Below are 20,276 nucleotides of genomic sequence, written 5' to 3'. Positions count from 1 at the left end.
CAATTTAGGAGCCTTTTTTGTTTAAACAATGTATTATGCACTATAATGCCGTTATCGAACCCAAATATTGGCTGTTCGAGGCACTTAGCCTATCATCAGATACAAAGGACATGTATACCCCAAGCGGTTCATTTCTCATTTACGGTATGACTTTTAAGATATCGCATCCTTTTATTCTTTGTGCACCAGTATTATTAAAGCTCATTTCCTTACTGTTTGGGGCATAAGCCAAAAGCATTACACGATCAGAGTTTTCCTGCGGGATGTTATGTTGTACATCCCAATTAAATTTTAATCCTTCAGCTACCATTTCCACTGTAGGGTTAAATGCCAGTGATAGATCTCCTGTGCTAATTATGATTTTGAATAGTCGATTTCCACATCAGGAAAATAACCCTTTAAAGCATTTGGTTTGTTATATTCAATAGCCAGATTCTGATAATTTTTAGTCGTGCCCCTGGCTTCAGGGCCAAAACCTGTTTTAAGAAGTTGTTTCATTCCAGAAAAGAACTCATTTATGACTTTCATTTGCTGGCGATTGTTAAGTTGTTTGATTGTTGGTGGATTGTTGTTTCTCCGTTGGACCTTATAATTTATTGGCCATTAAGGTCATAGCATGTTACGGTACCTACTTTTTCCGATACACCCCCAAGGATGCCGTTTTTAAGTTTACCCATTTTTTTATATTTGATTAAGTTTAGTTGCAGGGACGCTTAGAAATATCCCAGAGTTAAATAAAGATAAATATAATATTGCTTTAAGTGGTTAACTATTAGGTGGTTTGGGATGTTTTTGTAGGGCGTTGCTAGGGACTTAATAGGGAAATAGCCCTAGCATTGCCCTGTCAACAAGAATTTATCTTATACTGGAATTAGTAATTTAACATCATGATTTACAGATGATTTAAATTTTTGCTTTTAGATAACAGCCATTTTGGGCTAATAGTTAAATTTCAATCAAATGACATTTAGCTATACCATTTCTCTTTTTTTTTACGTTATTACAACGAATAAGTTACAATTGGGATCAGTAAATTATTAGGAGGAGCTATATAATGTCTTTAGAAATTACAGAATCAGAAAAATTACAAATGACTACAAAAGAGTTTTTGAGTGAACATTCTTTTGAAGAAATACATGAGATGCTAGATAAGTTGTACAGTGGATGGGCAGGTCATGCAGCTGTTCAGGTTGAAACTGAAGAGCGACTTAAAACACTAATATTTTTCGATGAATTAAAACAGTTCTTCGAGAAAATAGAAGAAAGCAATTAGGGATATAATCCGCTAATAGTTATTTGTAATTAAAATTAGTAATTTGGATTTACAAGCTAAGTTCTTTTCAATTAAGGTAAGAACAAACGCCTCCAGACTGTGAATCGAATACATTCCTTTTTACTTACCCAAGTCTTGTTAAAATACGTGCTAATATGTAGCATGTTTTGTTTTCTTTTTTTGGCAGCTAATGCTCAAAACAAGCATCGTAAATTTAAAGTAATTGCATTTTATACCGGTAAAAATGATCAGGCTCACATAAGCTTTGTTCATGAAGCCAATAAATGGTTCCCAAGAATGGCAGAGGAGCGTAATTTCACTTATGATTCAACCAATAACTGGGACAATCTTAATGCAAGCTTTCTTTCAAAATACCAGGTGGTTATTTTTTTAGATACACGGCCTGATAAACCAGCGGAGCGACAAGCATTTGAAAATTATATGAAACACGGAGGGGCGTGGATGGGCTTTCACTTTTCGGCCTTTGCATTAACTCCGTCAGACTTTCCACAAAACTGGGATTGGTACCATAATGAATTTCTAGGCTCCGGATCTTATGGAAGCAATACCTGGCGACCAACGTCAGCTGTTCTTCGGGTCGAAGATAAAAAGCATCCTACCACAAAAAACTTACCTGATACATTCAACTCAGCCCCAAATGAGTGGTATAAATGGACAAATGACCTTACAAAGAACCCAAATATTAAAATACTATTGTCAATTGACAGCAGCAGCTTTCCTCTGGGTACAGGGCCTAAACCTTACGAGATATGGCATAGTGGTTATTATCCTGTAGCGTGGACAAATAAGAACTATAAAATGGTATATATGAATATGGGGCATAACGATATTGATTATGAACATACACCTCATAACAAGGATCTATCATTTACGTTTGATAACGAAGTTCAAAATAAACTGGTCCTTAACAGCTTAATTTGGCTCGGCAGTAAATAAGTACAATTCAAACCGAAATATCTACGCTTCATCAACTATTTGTCTTTTCCTGATTAACAGATCTACAGCTTTGTATAAGAAATAAGCTAATAGTGATATGTTAACAGGATGTCTTTTTGAAAATAGAGTAAGTGTCAGGATACTTGGCGATACTTCGGATTTGATTTCATTGCACAAAACTGTGCGCAGAATAACAGTGGTAATAGTTGATTATGAACTCAATGATACCAGCGTTTCTAATCTACTGGTAGATTTTTTAGAAAATATTGAAAAAGCAATTTATAAAAATCTGACTGTTTCTGAGGGCTTTGAAAGTTCATGGACAGAATTGCTAATGATTAGCCGGTTGTTAAGGCTATTATCTGGCTATGTGGTAACGGATGAGCTGGACGAAATCAATATGCTTCTCCTTGAATATATTATCGGAAAAACGATCTCGCCTGCAAATGAGCAGGAGTACATAGGGCTTAATAATTATATAGAGCAGGAATTTTTATGCGTAAACATTAAACAATTTATTAGAAGTTTTGACTGCATAATAAATAAAAAACACACCTATGAAAAACATTAGATATACATTAATTACCGGTGCCAGTTCAGGGTTAGGAAAAGAATTTTCTATTCAGTGTGCGGCTATGGGAATGAATATTATTATGGTTGCCCTTCCTGGAAGCAATATGACCTCGATTGCCGAAAACCTCGCGCTTGAATATCAAATAGAGGCTAAAGTGTTTGAATTTGATATAACCGATAGCATATTGCTCATAGAAAGGTTGAATTACATTATAGAAAATTTTGAGGTCGACTTTTTAATTAATAACGCGGGCATTGGTGGTACGGCTTCTATAACAGAAAGCTCCTTAGAAGCTATGGATAGAATTTTGCAGGTTAACATCAGAAGTATGGTTTCTATCACTCAAATGCTATTGCCTCATTTGTTAAAACACCAGAAAAGCCATATCATGAATATCTCTAGTATGGCTGCTTTTACGCCAATAGCTTATAAAACTGTATATCCAGCCTCAAAAGCGTTTATTTCTTCATTTTCATTGGGGTTAAGAGAGGAACTGCACGACACCAATTTGTCGGTTAGTGTGGTTTATCCGGGGCCGATAATGACAAATTCAGGGGTGTCCATAAGGATAATGGGGCAGGGTTCAAAAGGACGGATTGGTTTGTTAACTACGGCCGAGATTGTTCGTATTGCGCTAAAACAAACCATACTTAAAAAAGCGGTAATAATTCCGGGTTTATGGAATAAGATAAATCATAGGCTAATGGGGATTTTACCTATGGAGATGAAACTTAGAATCGTATCGCGCGCAGTCAAAAAAGAAATTGCAATTAAATAATATCCAAAAGAATAATGAAAGTTTTAATAACCGGTGGTAATGGCTTTTTAGGCTCAAATGTCGCTCGTGAATTGTTCAGGCGAGGTTATGAGGTTAAGCTGATGATGAGAGGTACCTCAGATGCTAATGTAATTTCTGATGTGCCATGCGAAATCTATCATGGTGATATCAGTAATCAGGATGAAGTATCTATGGCTGTAAAGGGCTGCGATTATGTAGTGCATACGGCGTCTATAACCCAACAATGGGCCGTAACTTTTAAAGAGTACGAATTAATTAATGTTAGAGGCACTATAAATGTAGTTAATGCTTGCCTGGAACATAATGTGAAAAAGCTAATCCACATTAGTACTGCAAACACTATAGGGCCAGGTAATAAAATTAAGCCGGCTAATGAATTGAACTCCTTTACACTGTTACATGTAAATTCAGGGTATATCAACAGTAAATACATTGCTCAGCAATATGTTTTGGAACAGGTTGAACGTAAAAACCTTCAGGCAATAATTGTAAACCCAACATTTATGATCGGGCAATTTGACGTAAAACCCAGTTCTGGTAAAATCATACTGCATGGTATAAACAAACGGTTGGTTTTTTATCCGCCAGGGGGTAAAAATTTTGTACACATTAATGATGTATGCACAGGTATTGCTAATGCATTGGAGATAGGTAAAATAGGTGATTGTTACTTGCTGGCTGGGGAGAATTTAACTTATAAAGAGTTCTTTAAATTACTGAATGAGGTAGCTGGACAGGATCCTGCCATGGTACGCATACCTCAATTCGTTTTAAAAATGATAGGAATAATGGGTACATTGGTTGGAGTATTTAGCAAAACATCGGGTAAGCTGACGTATTCTTCGGCCTATATGCTGTGTTTATATAACTACTATTCGGGCAAAAAATCTGAACGGGAACTACTGGTAAAATACACCCCGATAGATAAGGCCATAGGTAGTGCATTAACATGGTTCAAAGAAAATAATTACTGTTGAGCTTACTACTATGTTGATTGGTTTTTTAATAATGCTGATAAGGATGAATCCGGCCAAAGTTGAACAGATTTTTCAGAATAAATATTTTAAATACGGTTTAAGGGTATTGGTGCTGTATGTTTTTAGCCTGATATTTAAATCTTTTGACCTTACGTTTCCGCACGAAGTTGGTTCATTCTTATTAAGAGGGCAGGCTTTTAGTTTGCTGTATATCATTTTCGGCTTATTTTCATGGGAGGGAGCAGCCAGGCTATCGAAATATATAGATAGGAATATTTTTAATAAAAGTGTTTCGTCTAAGCTGTTGCTTTTATGCATTAGCCTTTTGTTATATGGTCTGCTTGTAGCTTATTTGTTTGGGTTATGCTATTCTGTATTCGATATTGTATTATTTAAGCAATATGAAGCCTGGAATCATTTTGTGGCTTTTAGCTATGATTTGAATTTTGGTACTTTCATTTTCTACCTTTTAATACTTGCTTACAATGGTGTGGTTCTTTATTACAAGAACTGGAAGGAATCGCAGCTGAATGCAGAACGGTTAATGCGCGAGAATATCCAGGCTAAGTACGATGTGTTGAAAAGTCAGATAGATCCTCATTTTTTCTTTAACTCACTAAGTGTGCTTACAAATCTGGTATATAAAAGTCCAGATTTATCGGCCGAGTATATTACACAATTGGCTAAGAGTTACAGGTATATACTGGATAAGAAATTTGAAAATCTGGTAACCATTAAAACAGAACTGGAATTTTTAGAATCTTATTCTTTCCTGATCAGGATAAGGCATCAGAGCAGCATAGAATTCCATATAAACATTAGTGAAGAGGTAAAATGTACAGGTATGGTACCGCCGGCAACTTTGCAAATGCTGGTCGAAAATGCAGTAAAACATAATCGCTTTTCGGCCAATGACCCGCTACGCATTTGTATAAAAGACGAAGGTGAGTATCTTATTATTGCAAACGATCTGAGAAAACGTGCAAGTGTCCAGAATTCTATTGGTGTTGGTTTGGATAATATCAGTAAAAGGTACGAGCTAACAAGTGATAAAAGAATTACCATAACCGAAACAGATAATACATTTACAGTACGCGTACCAATAATACATAGTTATGAAGATTATAATATTTGAGGATGAGAGGCATAATGCCGAAAGGTTGATTCAACTTCTGCAAAAATGTTTGCCCGTGATTGATGTGGTGGCTATTATTGAGTCTGTTGAAGACGGTGTTAAATGGCTGGATGATCAGGCTAATACTGCTGATCTGATATTTATGGATATACAATTATCGGATGGTAATTGCTTTGAACTTTTTGAAAGGAGGGATGTTCAAATCCCTATTATTTTTACAACGGCGTACGACAGTTTTGCATTGCAGGCATTTAAGGTTTATAGTGTTGATTATTTGATGAAACCAATTGATGTAAAAGACCTTAAGCGGGCAATGGAGAAGTATGAATATTTTAAGCTTCCGGCAAATTCCGGGGTTAACATTTCTAAAATTGCAGAAGAGTTTTCCAAGCGGGAGAATACACGTTTTATAGGTAAAATTAACAATCAGCTTATTTATGTGAAAGCTAAGGATATTGCCCATATTTACTTTGCTGATGGGTTAACCTGGGCCACTACAATGACTGATCAAAAGATTCCATTGGATTATTCTTTAGATCAGATTGAGAAATTACTTGATAAGAACCTGTTTTTCAGAATCAACAGGAAACTAATTATTCATATTGATGCGATAAAAAAAATTACTACCTATTATAATAGCAGGTTTATTTTGCAGTTGTCGCCCGCTGTTGAGGTTGAGGCCATTATAAGCAGGGAAAGGGTAAACGGTTTTAAGGCCTGGCTTGAAGGACAAACCATTTCGTCGTAGTATTCGATTTAGCCCCTATTAACCAGCATCCCCAACAGCTTAATTTTCTTTTCCACTTCGTCGCTCCATTGAAGACTAAAGCCTAACCTTAAGCAATTGTCGAATTGTTGTTTTAAACTAAACATTCGGCCTGGAGCAATACTTACGTTGTGTTTTATTGCACGTTCATACAAATCAAGTGTACTAACATCTTTATTCAGCTCTACCCATAAGAAATATCCTCCATCAGGTCTGCTTACCCGTGTGTTTTCGGGGAAATAATTGGCTATAGCGCTGCTATACTTCAGGCTGTTGTTATAAAGTATCTGGCGTATTTTTCTTAAATGATTCTCGTAACGTCCATTCTTTAGAAAATCTGCAACAACTTCTGATGTGATTGTGGTAGACGAAAGTGCGTGACTCGATTTTAACTTCATCACCTTGTCTTTAAACTTTCCTGGGGCAACCCAGCCTACTCTATAGCCGGGCGCAAGTGTTTTAGATACAGAATTACAATAAAGCACTAATCCACTTTCGTCGTATGTTTTGCAGGTGGTTGGCCTGTTGGCTCCAAAATAAAGATCGCCATAAAGATCGTCTTCAATTAAAGGTACATTATAGTGCTCCAGTAATTTAACTACCTCTTTTTTATGCTCGGCAGGCATAGAAGAGCCGCAAGGGTTATTAAAGTTGCTAACCAATAGGCAAACCTTGATTTTGTTTGTCGTTAGCGCTTTTTTTAAAGCTTCAAGTTCTATGCCTGTAGTTGCATTTGTAGGGAGTTCGAGAACATTTAGCCCCATGGTTTGGGTGAGCTGAAGGATGCCAAAATAAGCAGGGCTTTCAATTGCTACCGTATCTCCTGGTTTTGTTGTGGCCAGTAAACAGTAAGCAACAGCGTTAATACAACCTGCGGTTGTTATAATGTCTGTATCATCCAGATCGCCACCCCATGAAAGAGACCATTTGGCAACCTCTCTTCTAAGCTTGTCATTTCCTTGTACCTGGTCGTAAGCTGTACCGCTGCCATCGAGTGTTCTCATGGCTTGTATCATCCCCTTGTTTAATTTTGCGATAGGGAGAAGGCTTTTATGAGGCACACCTAACGAAAGCAGTGTTATTTTTGGGTTTGCACTGTCTTGATGAACACGGGTAATAAGATCGTCCTGACTATGCAGAACAGATCCGGACGAAGGTTTACTTGTTTCGGGTACGGCTAAACGTTTTTTAGGAGGTACGCAAACATAATACCCTGATCTTGGTCTGGTTTCAATAAGCGATCTGCTCTCCAATTCATAATAAGCCTGTGTAACGGTACTCATATTATGGCCTAGTTCTCTGCAGAGCATTCTTACGGATGGAAGCTTATCACCTGCTTTTAACACCTCATTCATAATTTGCTTTTCGATGCGGGCAGCAATTTGAAGATATAAGTATGGCTCTGATCTGGGGGCTTGCTTTAATTCCATAGTTTAAAACTGTATTGGTCAAATTTAATAAAATTGTATCTGTGTTGGTGTAATTATATTGTTGAATTTTGTGTTATTATTTTAACAGTACCGATATGACCATTTTACATAGCACCCAGGAAGACTTAGATTCTATTTTTAAAATTTATGATGATGCTACTGAGTATCAAAAGAAACAAACCATTAATTATTGGAAAGGCTTTGAAAGATCGCTTGTTAAAAAAGAGATTGATGAAAAGAGGCAGTACAAGATTATGGCGGATGGTGAAATAGCCTGTGTTTTTGTGATCAATTATGATGACCCGCTAATCTGGAAAGAAAGAAATGCAGATCCATCTATTTACATTCATCGCATTGCAACCAATCCGGCTTTTAGGGGTAGTTCTTTTGTGAAGCAAATTATAGAATGGGCCAAAGGTCATGCAAAAGAGACCGGTAAGGAATTTATAAGAATGGATACTACCAGTGGTAACGACAAGTTGAATAATTATTATTTTAACTGTGGCTTTGCTGATAAGGGAGTTACACTAATAGGGTTTGAAGAGGAACTGCCGGTTCACTACAGGGGTGGGAGCCTTAACCTGTTCGAAATTAAATTGTAAATCTAAACATAGAAGATGAAAAAAATAGAACTTTATCAGATCGATGCATTTACTGACCAGCTTTTTGGTGGTAATCCTGCATGTGTGGTTCCTCTTGAATCGTGGCTACCAGATAGCCTCCTTTTAAAGATTACTAATGAAAATGCCGTTCCTGAAACTGCCTTTTTTGTGCCAGAGGGAGAGGCTTTCAGTTTAAGGTGGTTTACCCCAGAGCATGAGATGGATTTGTGTGGTCATGCAACTCTGGCTACTGCCCATGTTTTAAAAACGCTACTAAATTATCCGAACGACAAGATTATCTTTAATTCTAAAAGCGGACCATTAGAGGTTAAGATAGTTGATGAGCAGTACACTTTAAATTTCCCATCAAGAAAGCCCGAGCCGGCAGTGTTGCCCGAAATCATTTCTAAATCCTTAAATAAACAACCCAAAGAAGTACTTAAGTCAAGAGACTACATGCTGGTTTATGATAATGAGCAAGACATTAGAGATTTGGTGCCCGACAGAGAGATTCTGAATCAAATAAATCTTGAGCCAGGTGGTATTATTATAACCGCAAAAGGTGATAAGGTAGACTTTGTATCCCGTTTCTTCGTTCCTCATGCAAGTATATTTGAAGATCCGGTTACCGGATCAGCGCATTGTTCATTAATTCCTTATTGGGCAGAAAAATTGGCGAAAACAGAGATGAGTGCCCTGCAGTTGTCAGACAGAATAGGGAAGCTTCAATGTACAAATGCAGGGGATAGGGTATTGATTAGCGGAACGGCTAAAACTTACTCAGCGGGTTTTTTCTTTATAGATTAACCCAGTTATTCATTAACTTTACAGCATAACTAACTAATTATTTCATCATGAAGAAAACAGTATATCTGCTGTTGTGTGCAATGGTATTTTCCTTTGTAAACACAGTAAAAGCAGATGAAGGGATGTGGATCCCTATGCTGATAGGTAAAAACTATGAGCAAATGAAAAAACAGGGCTTTAAATTGACTGCAAAAGACCTGTATAATGCAAATGGATCGAGTTTAAAGGACGCCATTGTTCATTTTGGTGGTTTCTGTACAGGTGAGATCGTATCTGATAAAGGTTTGATCTTTACCAATCACCACTGTGGTTATGATGCCATTGCATCGAATTCAACCGCTCAAAACAATATCCTTGATAACGGGTTTTACGCCAAAAACTATGGTGAAGAGAAACCAATTGATGGTTTGTTTGTCCGTTTTCTTCAAAGGATGGAAGATGTAACCCCTCAGGTTAACGAAGCAACAAAAGGCTTAAAAGGAGCAGAGAAAGCTGCTAAAATGCTTGAGGTATTTAATACCATTTCAAAAGCGGCTGTTACTGGCCCAACAATAGAAGCTAATGTAAAGGATTTTTATAAATCTAATCAGTTCATCCTTTTTGTTTATGAACGTTTTGATGATGTCCGTTTAGTAGGTGCACCGCCACAAAATATTGGTAAATATGGTGGTGATACTGACAATTGGGAATGGCCTCGCCAAACAGGAGACTTTTCTGTTTTCAGAGTATATGCTGCTAAAAATAATGCTCCTGCAAAATATTCAGCAGAAAATGTTCCTTTTAAACCAAAGAAATTCTTGCCGGTATCTATTAAAGGGGTAAAGAATGGTGATTTTTCAATTGTTTATGGATATCCTGGTCGTACAGATAGGTACTTAACTTCTTATGGAGTTGATCTGGCTACTGAAAAAGTAAGTCCTACCATCGTTAAGCTTCGTGATATTCGTTTGAAAGCATGGAAAGCAGAAATGGATAAAAGTGTTGAAACACGCTTAAAGTTGTCATCTAAATATGCCAATATTGCAAATTATTGGAAATATTATATCGGCCAGACTGAGCAGTTAAAGCGCTTAAAAGTTTCTGAATCTAAAAGAAAAGAGGAAAAGGCATTTACTGAATGGGCTGCTCAGAAAACTGAATTTGCCGGTTTAATGGAGCAGTATGACCAGATCTATAAAAGTATTGATCCGATATCTGTTCAACGTACTTACATTAATGAGGGTTTCTTAGCATCTGCATGGGTTCCAAATGCCATTTCAATTGGCAGAGCATGGAATGCAATGGATCAAAAGAAAGGTGATGATGCTTTTGCAACTCAGGTAAAGGGAGGTGTTGATAAAGCTATTGGAACTTATCAGGAAACATATAATGAAATTGCAGACAGGAAGATTTTTGCACAAATTCTTGCGTCTTTTTATAATGATGTTCCCGTAAAATCACAGCCTAAGTTCTTTAGCGAAATTGCTGAGAAATACTGGGCAGGAAATCCGGAAGCTACTTTCCAAAAGTATGCAGATTACCTTTGGGAGAATAGTAATTTTATTAAGCCAGAGAAATTAAAGGCATTTATGGCTTCTAATCCTTCTCTTGATGCCATTAAAAATGATCCTGGGTATAAGTATGCAGTAAATCTTTATCCTGCAGACTATGTTAAGGCCAACTTTGGGTCGATAGTTGCTGATTTTGAAAGTAAAAAGGAGGAACTGGACAACCTATATCTGAAAGCGATTTTAGAGAAAAATGCAGGGAAAATAATGTATCCTGATGCAAATTCAACGATGCGCCTTAGCTATGGTAATGTGCAGGACTATTCTCCAAAAGATGGTATTGTTTATAAGACAACAACTACCATTGATGGTGTTATGCAAAAATATATTCCTGGCGACAGTGAGTTTGATTTGCCAGCCAACCTGATCGAAAACTATAATAAAAGGAACTTTGGTCAGTATGGTAATGACGGAACTTTAACCGTTGGTTTTATTACCAATAATGACATCACCGGAGGTAATTCGGGGTCGCCGGTTATTAATGGTAATGGTGAACTGATCGGTTTAGCATTTGATGGTAACTGGGAAGCCATGAGCGGTGATATCGCTTTTGATAAACAGTTTAAACGTACCATATGTGTGGATGTACGCTATGTGTTATGGTGTATTGATGTGCTCGGCGGTGCTAAGAATTTGATTGAGGAATTAGATTTGAAAAAATAAGAGGAATCATTTTTTCTGGAAAAGAGGATAGGAAGGAGCAGAAAGGAAGGAGTTTTATCTGAATCGATCGTCATCCTGAGTTTAGCTCAGGATCTCTCACAGACAAGTTCGCTATCTCTCTTCACGTCGAGATGACGGTAGCTTTAAAAACAATCTGCTATTGTTGATATTAAAAAAGGGACGGTTTGCATTTGCAAACCGTCCCTTTTTTAATTGCGGTTTATTGGTTTGCTATAAGGGTTTAGTAACATAAATAATGCTGTTTTTTATGGAATGAGTTTTATATCTTTAGCATTGCACACATTGTGAAAACTTAAGAACCAAACTTATAAACTAATCAGTATTATGTCCTTAATCTTTAATAGAACAATTACGTCCAAACTCAAGATTGCTTTTTCGGCAGCTTTGCTTTTTGGTCAGGGTATTGCCATGGCCCAGACGAACCAGTATGAGGGAACTGGTAACCTAAAATATGTGGATCCAATAATTGGTAACGTAGGTCAGCTTTTAGAACCTACCAGACCAACCGTACAACTTCCTAACCAAATGATAAGGATGTTTGCTCAACGACCTGATTATATGTCGGATCAGATTTCCAGTTTCCCTTTAAATGTTGTTTCACATAGGATGGGGCAGGTTTTTTCTATTAAACCAACTGTAAAGGATATAGAGGCATCTGATTGGAACAAAAAGATGACTTATGATCATGATCTGGAGATAAACCGCCCCTGGTATTATACTACCTGGTTGATTGATGAAGAAATAAAAGTTGAGTTTACTCCAGGAAAAAAGACGGGTATATTCAAATTTGAATATCCTGAAAACAGTGAAAAAGGATTGTTACTTGGTGTATATAATGGTGGTGAACATGAATATAAGTCAATTTCAAAAAGAGAAATAAGTGGTATAGAAACCTACAATGGAAATATTAAAGTTTACATGTATGGCGCTTTTAATACGGATGTTGTATTGGGTGGTTTAAAGGATGGTAAAGCTATAGTGGCCAATTCGGTAGATGAAAAGGACTTAAAAGCATGGGTTAGGTTTCCGAAAAATGCACCAAAAAATATTGAATTTAAATATGCCATTTCTTATGTCAGTGCAGAGCAGGCTAAGAAGAATTTCGACAATGAGTTGAAAAACTCAACCTTTGAGCAGCAAGTTAAAAAGGGAGAAGAAGCATGGTCGAAAGTAATCAATCAAATTAAAACAGTAGGAGGAACAGAAGCTCAAAAGCGTTCGTTCTATACTGCTTTATATCGTTGTTATGAGCGTATGGTTGATATTACTGAGGATGGCCAATATTATAGTGGTTATGATAAGCAGGTTCATAAAACTACGCGTCCGTTTTATGTAGACGATTGGTCGTGGGACACTTACCTTGCACATCACCCACTTCGCACAATCCTTAACCCTGAACAGGAAGGTGACATGATGAACTCTTATGTAAACATGTATACGCAGAGTGGATGGGTACCTACATTTCCGTTGTTGTTTGGCGATAATCCATGCATGAATGGATTTCACTCATCAATTACCTTTCTTGATGCTTACCGTAAAGGAATAAAAAGCTTTGATGTTAATAAAGCTTATGAAGGGATGCTTAAAAATGCAAATGAAGCAACAATGCTACCATGGAAAAATGGTCCAAAAGGTGAACTCGAGGATTTTTACTATGAAAAAGGATATTTTCCATCCCTGAAAAAAGATGAAAAAGAAACTGTTACTAATGTGCATAGTTGGGAAAAACGCCAGGCTGTAGCAGTAACTTTAGGGCATAGTTATGATGACTGGGCTGTTGCGCAAATGGCCAAAGAGCTTGGAAAGGATCAGGATTACACCAAGTTTATAGCAAGAAGTAGTAACTATAAGAATTTATGGGATAGCAAAACTCAGATGTTTTTACCAAAAGATAAAGATGGTAACTGGGTAGATATAGATCCTAAGTTTGATGGCGGTATGGGCGGCAGAGACTATTATGATGAGAATAATGGCTGGACTTATTTATGGCAAGTGCAACAGGATGTTAAAGGCCTGATAGGATTGTTTGGTGGTGCAAAAAGCTTCGAGAATAAATTAGATCAGCTTTATAGAGAGCCGCTTGGTAGAAGTAAATATGAAAACTGGGCTAAGTTCCCGGATGCAACGGGTATGGTTGGTCAGTTCTCTATGGGGAATGAGCCGAGCTTTCACATCCCTTATTTATTTAATTACACGGCTTCGCCATGGAAAACTCAAAAACGCATCAGATTTCTTTTGGACACCTGGTTTAAAGACAATGTATTCGGTATTCCTGGTGATGAAGACGGTGGTGGTATGACAGCTTTTGTGGTATTCTCGTCGATGGGATTTTATCCCGTTACGCCAGGTATTCCGGTATATACAATCGGAAGTCCGGTATTCCAGAATGTTACAATAGAGCTTTCTAACGGAAAGAAATTTCAACTGATAGCAAACAACTGTTCAGTTGTAAATAAATATATTCAAAGTGCCAAGTTCAACGGACAAGTGCTAAATACACCATGGTTTACTCATGAGCAGTTAGTTGCGGGAGGAAAATTGGAACTTGAAATGGGAGCTAAGCCAAACAAGACCTGGGGAGTATCAAAATAAGTAACAGACAACCTAAACCAATAATAAATTAACCATTTATAACAAAATTATGAGCGAATTAAAAGTTAAAGCAGCCTTTACTGAGAAGAAATTCCTGGTAACGATAATATTTGTAACCTCCCTTTTTATGTTCTGGGGTATTGCAATTACAATGGCTGATGTGTTGAATAAACATTTTCAGCATACAATGAGTCTTTCCAAGTTCCAGTCTGCCTTTGTGCAGTTTGCAGTATTTGGTGCATATGCAGTGATGGGTATACCTGCCGGATTGTTTATGAAACGCTTCGGATACAAAAAAGGAGTCCTTTTAGGACTATCTCTTTTCGCGGCAGGAGCTTTCTTGTTTGTGCCTGCAGCTAATATCTCTTCCTTTGCTTTCTTTGGTATTGCATTGTTCATTGTCGGCTGCGGTTTATCAACATTAGAAACAGTTGCCCATCCGTTTGTTGCCTCTTTAGGAGACCAACGTACTAGTGATCTTCGTATAAACTTTGCTCAAACATTTAATGCGGTTGGAACTATGTTGGGGCCCGCAATAGGAAGTTATTTTTTACTAAGTAATAATGTTGAGGGTAGTACAGATCTTACCTCAGTAAAAATATTATATGCTGTTATTGGAACTGTTATTCTACTTGTTGCAGTTGCATTTTCTTTTGTTAAAATACCAGCTTTAATAGATCCACATGTTACAGCAGTAGATGAGAATGCCGTAAATGTTGATACCGCTCCTGATAAGAAGCTATTTGATCATAAGCATTTTGTATGGGCAGTAATAGCTCAATTTTTTAATGTTGCAGCCCAAGCCGGAACATGGGCATTCTTTATTAATTACGGACACGAAAAAATGGGCTTTACCGATTCTGAAGCAGGGTATTATATGGTGGTGTTTATGGGTATGATGCTTACAGGTCGTATTTTGGGTACCTTCTTAATGCGAGTAATCGCACCTAATAAGTTGCTGGCAATATTTGCTATTGGTAATATTCTAATGTGCGTTATAGTTGCTCAAAGCTTTGGATGGGTATCTTTTGTTGCGCTTCTTATGATCAACTTTTTCTTTAGTATCATGTTTCCTACTATTTTTAGTCTTGGGCTTAAAAATCTTGGTGCACGTACACAACAAGCTTCTTCATTTATATCAATGGGAGTTGTTGGAGGCGCATTTTTCCCTTTTATAATGGGAGCGGTGGCTGACAGTGCAGGAATTGCACATGCATATTATACACCAATAATCTGTTATATTGTGATCTTTATGTTTGCTTATAAATTCTATAAGGTAAAACACTAGAAAATAACTTTAACCAAATGAATAGTATGAAAATAACTTCTAAAAAATGGCTGATCATTCCAGCCATTTTACTCTCCATTCAATTTTCTCAGGCACAGGACTGGGCTAATCTAAAAAGATATCAGGAAGAGAATTCGAAGCTCAGTGCACCTGCTAAAAATGAAAATAGAGTTGTTTTTATGGGTAATTCAATTACTGAGGGATGGAAGAACAATCGGCCTGAATTTTTTTCCAGCAGACCTTATATTGGTCGTGGGATTAGTGGGCAGACTACACCACAGATGCTCATCAGGTTTCATCAGGATGTGGTTGCGCTAAAACCTAAAGTAGTTGTGATGCTCTGCGGAATCAATGATATTGCTGGTAATACAGGTCCTTCGACTCTGGAAATGATTGAAGACAACATCACTGCTATGACCGAAATTGCAAGAGCAAATAAGATTAAGGTGGTACTTTCTTCTGTGTTACCTGCTTTCGCCTTCCCATGGAAACCGGGGGTGGAACCTGCTGATAAAGTAATTGAATTAAATAAATGGATTAAAGCTTATGCTGAAAAAAATGAATTCATTTATGTAGATTATTTCTCTGCGATGAAAGATGAAAGAAATGGCTTGCCGAAAAGCTTAGCTGAAGATGGTATTCATCCTAATAAAGCTGGTTACGCAATTATGGAGCCGCTTGTTGAGCAAGCTATTGCAAAAGCGCTAAAGCAAAAGAAATAAAGCATTGTTTATAACTTGTTTGAACTTTCGTCATCTCGAACATTGTGAGAGATCTCTTGGTTATGCCAGTTCAAGAGATCTCTCACAATGTTCGAGATGACGATGTGCGTTACATTATGATCTCATTGCTGATTCTTTATGTACTAAAAAGGGTGTACCATGATTATGATACACCCTTTTAGGTCTATTACTAAGCTTATATGTTAATTATAAACAAACTCGCCATTTTCCGAAACAATTGTTACTTGTTTTTGGGTAGAGCCCTCTACGCGACCAATAATTTGAGCATCAATATTAAAGCTTTTAGAGATGGCAATGATGTCTTCAGCTATTTCAGCCGGAACATATAATTCCATGCGGTGGCCCATATTAAATACCTTATACATTTCTTTCCAATCTGTACCAGACTCTTCCTGTATTAAACGGAACAGGGGAGGAATAGGAAATAAATTATCTTTTATGATATGAACATTGTTATTAACAAAGTGAAGCACTTTAGTTTGTGCGCCACCGCTGCAATGAACGATACCATGAATTTGAGGCCTGTGACTTTCTAATACCTTTTTTATAACAGGAGCATAAGTGCGTGTAGGTGATAATACCAGTTTGCCGGCAGTTACTTCCGTTTGGTCATCAATTTTAATCGGATCGGTTAGTTTCTTTCCACCAGAAAATACCAAATCAAAAGGAACAGCAGGATCAAAACTTTCAGGATAACTGTTTGCTACAGATTTATCGAATACATCATGACGAGCAGAGGTAAGTCCGTTAGATCCCATACCGCCATTATATTCTGTTTCATAGCTGGCTTGTCCATATGAAGATAGGCCAACGATTACATCACCGGCCTGTATTTTGTCGTTGCTGATGATTTTTTCACGTTCAATACGACATGTTACTGTTGAATCAACAATGATTGTACGTACCAGATCACCTACATCGGCAGTTTCGCCACCAGTTGAGTAAATAGAGATGCCCTGAGACCTAAGCTCAGCTAAAATCTCTTCAGTGCCATTAATAATGGCAGCAATTACTTCACCAGGGATCAGGTTTTTATTACGACCAATTGTTGATGACAATAAAATATTGTCGGTAGCGCCAACACAGATCAAATCATCAATATTCATAATGATTGCATCCTGAGCAATGCCTTTCCAAACAGAAATATCACCGGTTTCTTTCCAGTAAACATAAGCCAATGAAGATTTTGTACCTGCACCGTCAGCATGCATTATGTTGCAAAAAGCCTCGTCGTTGCCTAAAATATCAGGGATGATCTTACAGAAAGCCTGCGGAAAAATACCTTTATCTATGTTTTTGATGGCTTGGTGCACATCTTCTTTCGAGGCAGAAACGCCACGCTGGTTGTACCTGTTATCACTCATGTTGTTGCAAAGATAGGGAAACCCCTTAATGTTAAAACTTTAATGTAGAAAAAAAACATACTAACTAATAAAAAAATAACCCCTACTAATTAAAGCAGAGGTTATAAAACTAAAAAATAGTTGGTTATTAGGAGTTTGGTTTATTTTATAAACAATAATTCCCTGAACTTAGGTAGAGGCCATACGCTGTCATCTACGATTTGTTCTAATTTATCTGTATGGTAACGAATAGTATCGAAGTAAGATTTTACTTTCTCATCGTAGCTGATCGCTTTCTCACGTGAATCTTCAATTGCATTTACTTTTTTACGTTGCTCAAGCATTGCGTCAATGCTGGTTTTAACGATATTTAAGTGCTCAGATACTTTGTTGATGATAGAAAGTGGAGTTGCTAATGCATCACCTGATAAGCCAAGTTCTTTTAATCCTTTAGCATTTTCGATTAACGAATTTTGGTAAGCAATAGCGGCAGGAATGATCATACTGTTTGTTACTTCACCCATTACTCTTGCTTCGATTTGAAGTTTTTTGTAATAGCTTTCTAACAAGATCTCATGACGGGCATGTAACTCACGCTCATTAAAGATGTTGAGTTTAGTAAATAACTCAGTAGATTTTTCACTTACGTAAGCATCTAAAGCAACTGGAGTAGTTTTGATGTTTGATAAACCACGTTTAGCAGCTTCTTCAGCCCACTCATCGCTGTAACCATTTCCTTCAAAACGGATATCTTTAGATTCTTTGATGTATTTTTTAAGAATAGTTAACAATGCAACATCTTTTTTCTCGCCTTTTTTGATCAGTTTATCAACTTCAGTTTTGAATTTGATCAATTGATCAGCTACGATTGTGTTTAACACAGTCATAGGAGCAGAAGAGTTAGCAGAAGAACCTACAGCTCTTAACTCAAATTTATTACCTGTAAAGGCAAAAGGAGAAGTACGGTTACGGTCAGTATTGTCTAACAAGATCTGAGGGATCTTAGGAATACCTAACCATAAAGAATCTTCATTTTTAACTTTTTTAATGATGCTTCTTGATGATTCGATCTCGTCTAATACCTCAGCTAATTGAGAACCAAGGAAGATAGAGATGATTGCAGGAGGAGCTTCATTAGCACCTAAACGGTGATCGTTGCTTACTGAAGCAATACTTGCTCTCAATAAATCAGCATGCTCATGAACAGCTTTGATAGTGTTAACAAAGAATGTTAAGAACATCAAGTTGTTTTTCGGAGTTTTTCCTGGAGATAATAAGTTTTTACCAGTGTCAGTAATTAATGACCAGTTGTTGTGTTTACCTGATCCGTTGATACCAGCATATGGTTTTTCATGTAAAAGAACTTTAAAGTTATGTCTTAAAGCAACTTTTTCCATTAAGTCCATTAACAATTGGTTATGATCAATTGCAAGGTTGATTTCTTCATAAATAGGAGCACACTCAAATTGAGAAGGAGCAACCTCATTATGACGGGTTTTCAAAGGAATACCTAATTTTAAAGCTTCATTTTCGAAATCAACCATGTAGGTGAATACACGCTCAGGAATAGATCCGAAATAATGATCTTCTAATTGCTGTCCTTTTGCAGACATATGACCGAACAAAGTACGGCCGGTTAATGCTAAATCCGGACGAGCATTATATAATGCAAGGTCAACAAGGAAATATTCTTGTTCAATACCTAAAGATGCATTTACTTTAGTGATGCTTTTATCGAAATACTGACAAACGTCAACAGCAGCTTTATCCATAGCAGCAAGTGCTTTTAATAAAGGAGCTTTGTAATCTAGTGCTTCACCGGTATAAGAAACAAATACAGTTGGGATACAAAGTGTTTTACCAGCTTTGCTTTCCATAATGAATGCTGGAGAAGAAGGGTCCCATGCAGTATATCCGCGTGCTTCGAAAGTATTACGGATACCACCATTAGGGAAGCTTGATGCATCTGGTTCTTGTTGAACTAGCGCACTACCTGCGAAATTCTCAATTGCGCCATCGCTGCTAGGCTCAAAAAATGAATCATGTTTCTCAGCTGTAGTACCGGTTAATGGTTGAAACCAGTGGGTATAGTGAGTAGCGCCTTTAGCCATTGCCCAGCCTTTCATAGCCGTTGCGATGTGGTTGGCATCTTCATGATTAATTAGTTCGCCCGATTCAATCGATGCCACTAATTTCTGATAAACCTCTTTTGACAAGAAATCTTTCATTTTTCTTTTGTCAAAAACATTAACGCCAAAAAAATCAGAAATTTTAGTCGAAGGTGACTTTACCTCTGGTGAAATTCTTGTCTGCGCTTCTTTTAATGCAATTGTTCTTAAGCTTTTCATTTATTTGTTTAAAATTTTATCAAAAATAGGATTATTAATTAATAATTTCCATCAAATTGTGTGTAAAAATACAAATGTTAGCAAATTTTAACATAAAATTTACGCTTTTTAGATGAAAATCAGTTTTTAAGAAGAAAAATAAGTTGAAGAGGCGGCTTATTTATTTGGAAGGTTAAGTCTGTCTCTCGAAGGGTAAATATACAGTTTGTTCATTTATTTTTATATTTTTTGGTGTTATTTTTTCGTTTTTGCTGTTTTTTGTCTGAAAAATTTCTTGTTTTTGTTGGGAAAACACTAAAAATCTATAAAACTGCCGTTTTTTATGATTTTTAGCGGAGAAGATATTTTTCTGTGTTTTGGTGAAAAAACATCGTGATTTAAGTTTTTTTTAAAGTGTTATGGAATATACGG

At 36.9% G+C, this 20,276-nt stretch carries 16 protein-coding genes and 1 pseudogene; 13 read left to right on the top strand and 4 right to left on the bottom strand.

The features are described from left to right. Positions 1–139: 139 nt before the first annotated feature. A pseudogene (locus tag HQN86_RS26940) lies at positions 140–528 on the bottom strand (DUF6266 family protein). A gap of 562 nt (positions 529–1,090) precedes the next feature. Between HQN86_RS26940 and HQN86_RS26670 the strand changes: the two are divergent. The 7 genes from HQN86_RS26670 to HQN86_RS26640 all read left to right on the top strand — a co-directional run bounded on the left by HQN86_RS26670 (position 1,091) and on the right by HQN86_RS26640 (position 6,463). Then, positions 1,091–1,273, top strand: coding sequence for a hypothetical protein (locus HQN86_RS26670; RefSeq protein WP_172663867.1), 183 nt, complete (start codon positions 1,091–1,093; stop codon positions 1,271–1,273). Positions 1,274–1,435: 162 nt separating this feature from the next. Further along, entirely contained in the window at positions 1,436–2,230 is a 795-nt protein-coding gene (locus HQN86_RS26665) for a ThuA domain-containing protein (protein WP_172663866.1), read from the top strand. 97 nt (positions 2,231–2,327) lie between these two features. After that, the gene (locus HQN86_RS26660) at positions 2,328–2,801 is read left to right on the top strand and encodes a hypothetical protein (protein ID WP_172663865.1); all 474 of its coding nucleotides are present in this window, start codon (positions 2,328–2,330) and stop codon (positions 2,799–2,801) included. Beyond that, on the top strand, positions 2,788–3,582 hold the full coding sequence (locus tag HQN86_RS26655) for an SDR family NAD(P)-dependent oxidoreductase (protein WP_172663864.1): 795 nt from the start codon (positions 2,788–2,790) through the stop codon (positions 3,580–3,582). The genes HQN86_RS26660 and HQN86_RS26655 overlap by 14 nt, the downstream gene beginning before the upstream one ends. Before the next feature lie 14 nt (positions 3,583–3,596). Then, positions 3,597–4,580, top strand: coding sequence for an NAD-dependent epimerase/dehydratase family protein (locus HQN86_RS26650; RefSeq protein WP_172663863.1), 984 nt, complete (start codon positions 3,597–3,599; stop codon positions 4,578–4,580). 31 nt (positions 4,581–4,611) lie between these two features. Beyond that, positions 4,612–5,715, top strand: a complete 1,104-nt coding sequence (locus HQN86_RS26645) for a sensor histidine kinase (RefSeq protein WP_246269748.1) — start codon at positions 4,612–4,614, stop codon at positions 5,713–5,715. Beyond that, a complete protein-coding gene (locus HQN86_RS26640; RefSeq protein WP_172663861.1) occupies positions 5,696–6,463 on the top strand; it encodes a LytR/AlgR family response regulator transcription factor in 768 nt (255 codons plus the stop codon). Before HQN86_RS26645 ends, HQN86_RS26640 begins: the two co-directional genes overlap by 20 nt. Positions 6,464–6,471: 8 nt before the next feature. On the opposite strand, the gene HQN86_RS26635 is transcribed toward HQN86_RS26640, so the two are convergent. Beyond that, on the bottom strand, positions 6,472–7,911 hold the full coding sequence (locus HQN86_RS26635) for an aminotransferase-like domain-containing protein (protein WP_172663860.1): 1,440 nt from the start codon (positions 7,909–7,911) through the stop codon (positions 6,472–6,474). 95 nt (positions 7,912–8,006) lie between these two features. On the opposite strand from HQN86_RS26635, the gene HQN86_RS26630 reads away from it, so the two are divergent. From HQN86_RS26630 to HQN86_RS26605, 6 genes are all read left to right on the top strand, one after another. After that, a complete protein-coding gene (locus tag HQN86_RS26630) occupies positions 8,007–8,513 on the top strand; it encodes a GNAT family N-acetyltransferase (RefSeq protein ID WP_172663859.1) in 507 nt (168 codons plus the stop codon). 15 nt (positions 8,514–8,528) lie between these two features. Continuing rightward, positions 8,529–9,320, top strand: a complete 792-nt coding sequence (locus tag HQN86_RS26625) for a PhzF family phenazine biosynthesis protein (RefSeq protein WP_172663858.1) — start codon at positions 8,529–8,531, stop codon at positions 9,318–9,320. 47 nt (positions 9,321–9,367) lie between these two features. Then, positions 9,368–11,530 (top strand): S46 family peptidase, encoded by a 2,163-nt coding sequence (locus HQN86_RS26620; RefSeq protein WP_172663857.1) that lies wholly within the window; start codon positions 9,368–9,370, stop codon positions 11,528–11,530. Between the two features lie 345 nt (positions 11,531–11,875). Further along, a complete protein-coding gene (locus HQN86_RS26615) occupies positions 11,876–14,143 on the top strand; it encodes a GH92 family glycosyl hydrolase (protein WP_246269747.1) in 2,268 nt (755 codons plus the stop codon). 49 nt (positions 14,144–14,192) lie between these two features. After that, positions 14,193–15,431, top strand: coding sequence for an L-fucose:H+ symporter permease (gene fucP / locus HQN86_RS26610; RefSeq protein WP_172663856.1), 1,239 nt, complete (start codon positions 14,193–14,195; stop codon positions 15,429–15,431). Positions 15,432–15,457: 26 nt separating this feature from the next. After that, entirely contained in the window at positions 15,458–16,153 is a 696-nt protein-coding gene (locus HQN86_RS26605; RefSeq protein WP_216854525.1) for an SGNH/GDSL hydrolase family protein, read from the top strand. A gap of 203 nt (positions 16,154–16,356) precedes the next feature. On the opposite strand, the gene HQN86_RS26600 is transcribed toward HQN86_RS26605, so the two are convergent. Further along, positions 16,357–17,538 (bottom strand): AIR synthase related protein, encoded by a 1,182-nt coding sequence (locus HQN86_RS26600; RefSeq protein WP_172663854.1) that lies wholly within the window; start codon positions 17,536–17,538, stop codon positions 16,357–16,359. Positions 17,539–17,678: 140 nt separating this feature from the next. Further along, positions 17,679–19,865 (bottom strand): glutamine synthetase III family protein, encoded by a 2,187-nt coding sequence (locus tag HQN86_RS26595; RefSeq protein ID WP_172663853.1) that lies wholly within the window; start codon positions 19,863–19,865, stop codon positions 17,679–17,681. Positions 19,866–20,276 lie beyond the last annotated feature (411 nt).

Source organism: Pedobacter panaciterrae (genome assembly GCF_013204795.1).
Taxonomy (GTDB): domain Bacteria; phylum Bacteroidota; class Bacteroidia; order Sphingobacteriales; family Sphingobacteriaceae; genus Pedobacter; species Pedobacter panaciterrae.
The sequence above is the reverse complement of the archived record's forward strand: the minus strand, read 5'-3'. Positions and strand labels throughout refer to the sequence as shown.

Coding starts and splice junctions, on each gene's coding strand:
- HQN86_RS26670 (WP_172663867.1), top strand. CDS start 1,091: ATGACTACAAAAGAGTTTTTGAGTGAACATTCTTTTGAAGAAATACAT.
- HQN86_RS26665 (WP_172663866.1), top strand. CDS start 1,436: ATGTTTTGTTTTCTTTTTTTGGCAGCTAATGCTCAAAACAAGCATCGT.
- HQN86_RS26660 (WP_172663865.1), top strand. CDS start 2,328: ATGTTAACAGGATGTCTTTTTGAAAATAGAGTAAGTGTCAGGATACTT.
- HQN86_RS26655 (WP_172663864.1), top strand. CDS start 2,788: ATGAAAAACATTAGATATACATTAATTACCGGTGCCAGTTCAGGGTTA.
- HQN86_RS26650 (WP_172663863.1), top strand. CDS start 3,597: ATGAAAGTTTTAATAACCGGTGGTAATGGCTTTTTAGGCTCAAATGTC.
- HQN86_RS26645 (WP_246269748.1), top strand. CDS start 4,612: ATGCTGATAAGGATGAATCCGGCCAAAGTTGAACAGATTTTTCAGAAT.
- HQN86_RS26640 (WP_172663861.1), top strand. CDS start 5,696: ATGAAGATTATAATATTTGAGGATGAGAGGCATAATGCCGAAAGGTTG.
- HQN86_RS26635 (WP_172663860.1), bottom strand. CDS start 7,911: ATGGAATTAAAGCAAGCCCCCAGATCAGAGCCATACTTATATCTTCAA.
- HQN86_RS26630 (WP_172663859.1), top strand. CDS start 8,007: ATGACCATTTTACATAGCACCCAGGAAGACTTAGATTCTATTTTTAAA.
- HQN86_RS26625 (WP_172663858.1), top strand. CDS start 8,529: ATGAAAAAAATAGAACTTTATCAGATCGATGCATTTACTGACCAGCTT.
- HQN86_RS26620 (WP_172663857.1), top strand. CDS start 9,368: ATGAAGAAAACAGTATATCTGCTGTTGTGTGCAATGGTATTTTCCTTT.
- HQN86_RS26615 (WP_246269747.1), top strand. CDS start 11,876: ATGTCCTTAATCTTTAATAGAACAATTACGTCCAAACTCAAGATTGCT.
- fucP (WP_172663856.1), top strand. CDS start 14,193: ATGAGCGAATTAAAAGTTAAAGCAGCCTTTACTGAGAAGAAATTCCTG.
- HQN86_RS26605 (WP_216854525.1), top strand. CDS start 15,458: ATGAAAATAACTTCTAAAAAATGGCTGATCATTCCAGCCATTTTACTC.
- HQN86_RS26600 (WP_172663854.1), bottom strand. CDS start 17,538: ATGAGTGATAACAGGTACAACCAGCGTGGCGTTTCTGCCTCGAAAGAA.
- HQN86_RS26595 (WP_172663853.1), bottom strand. CDS start 19,865: ATGAAAAGCTTAAGAACAATTGCATTAAAAGAAGCGCAGACAAGAATT.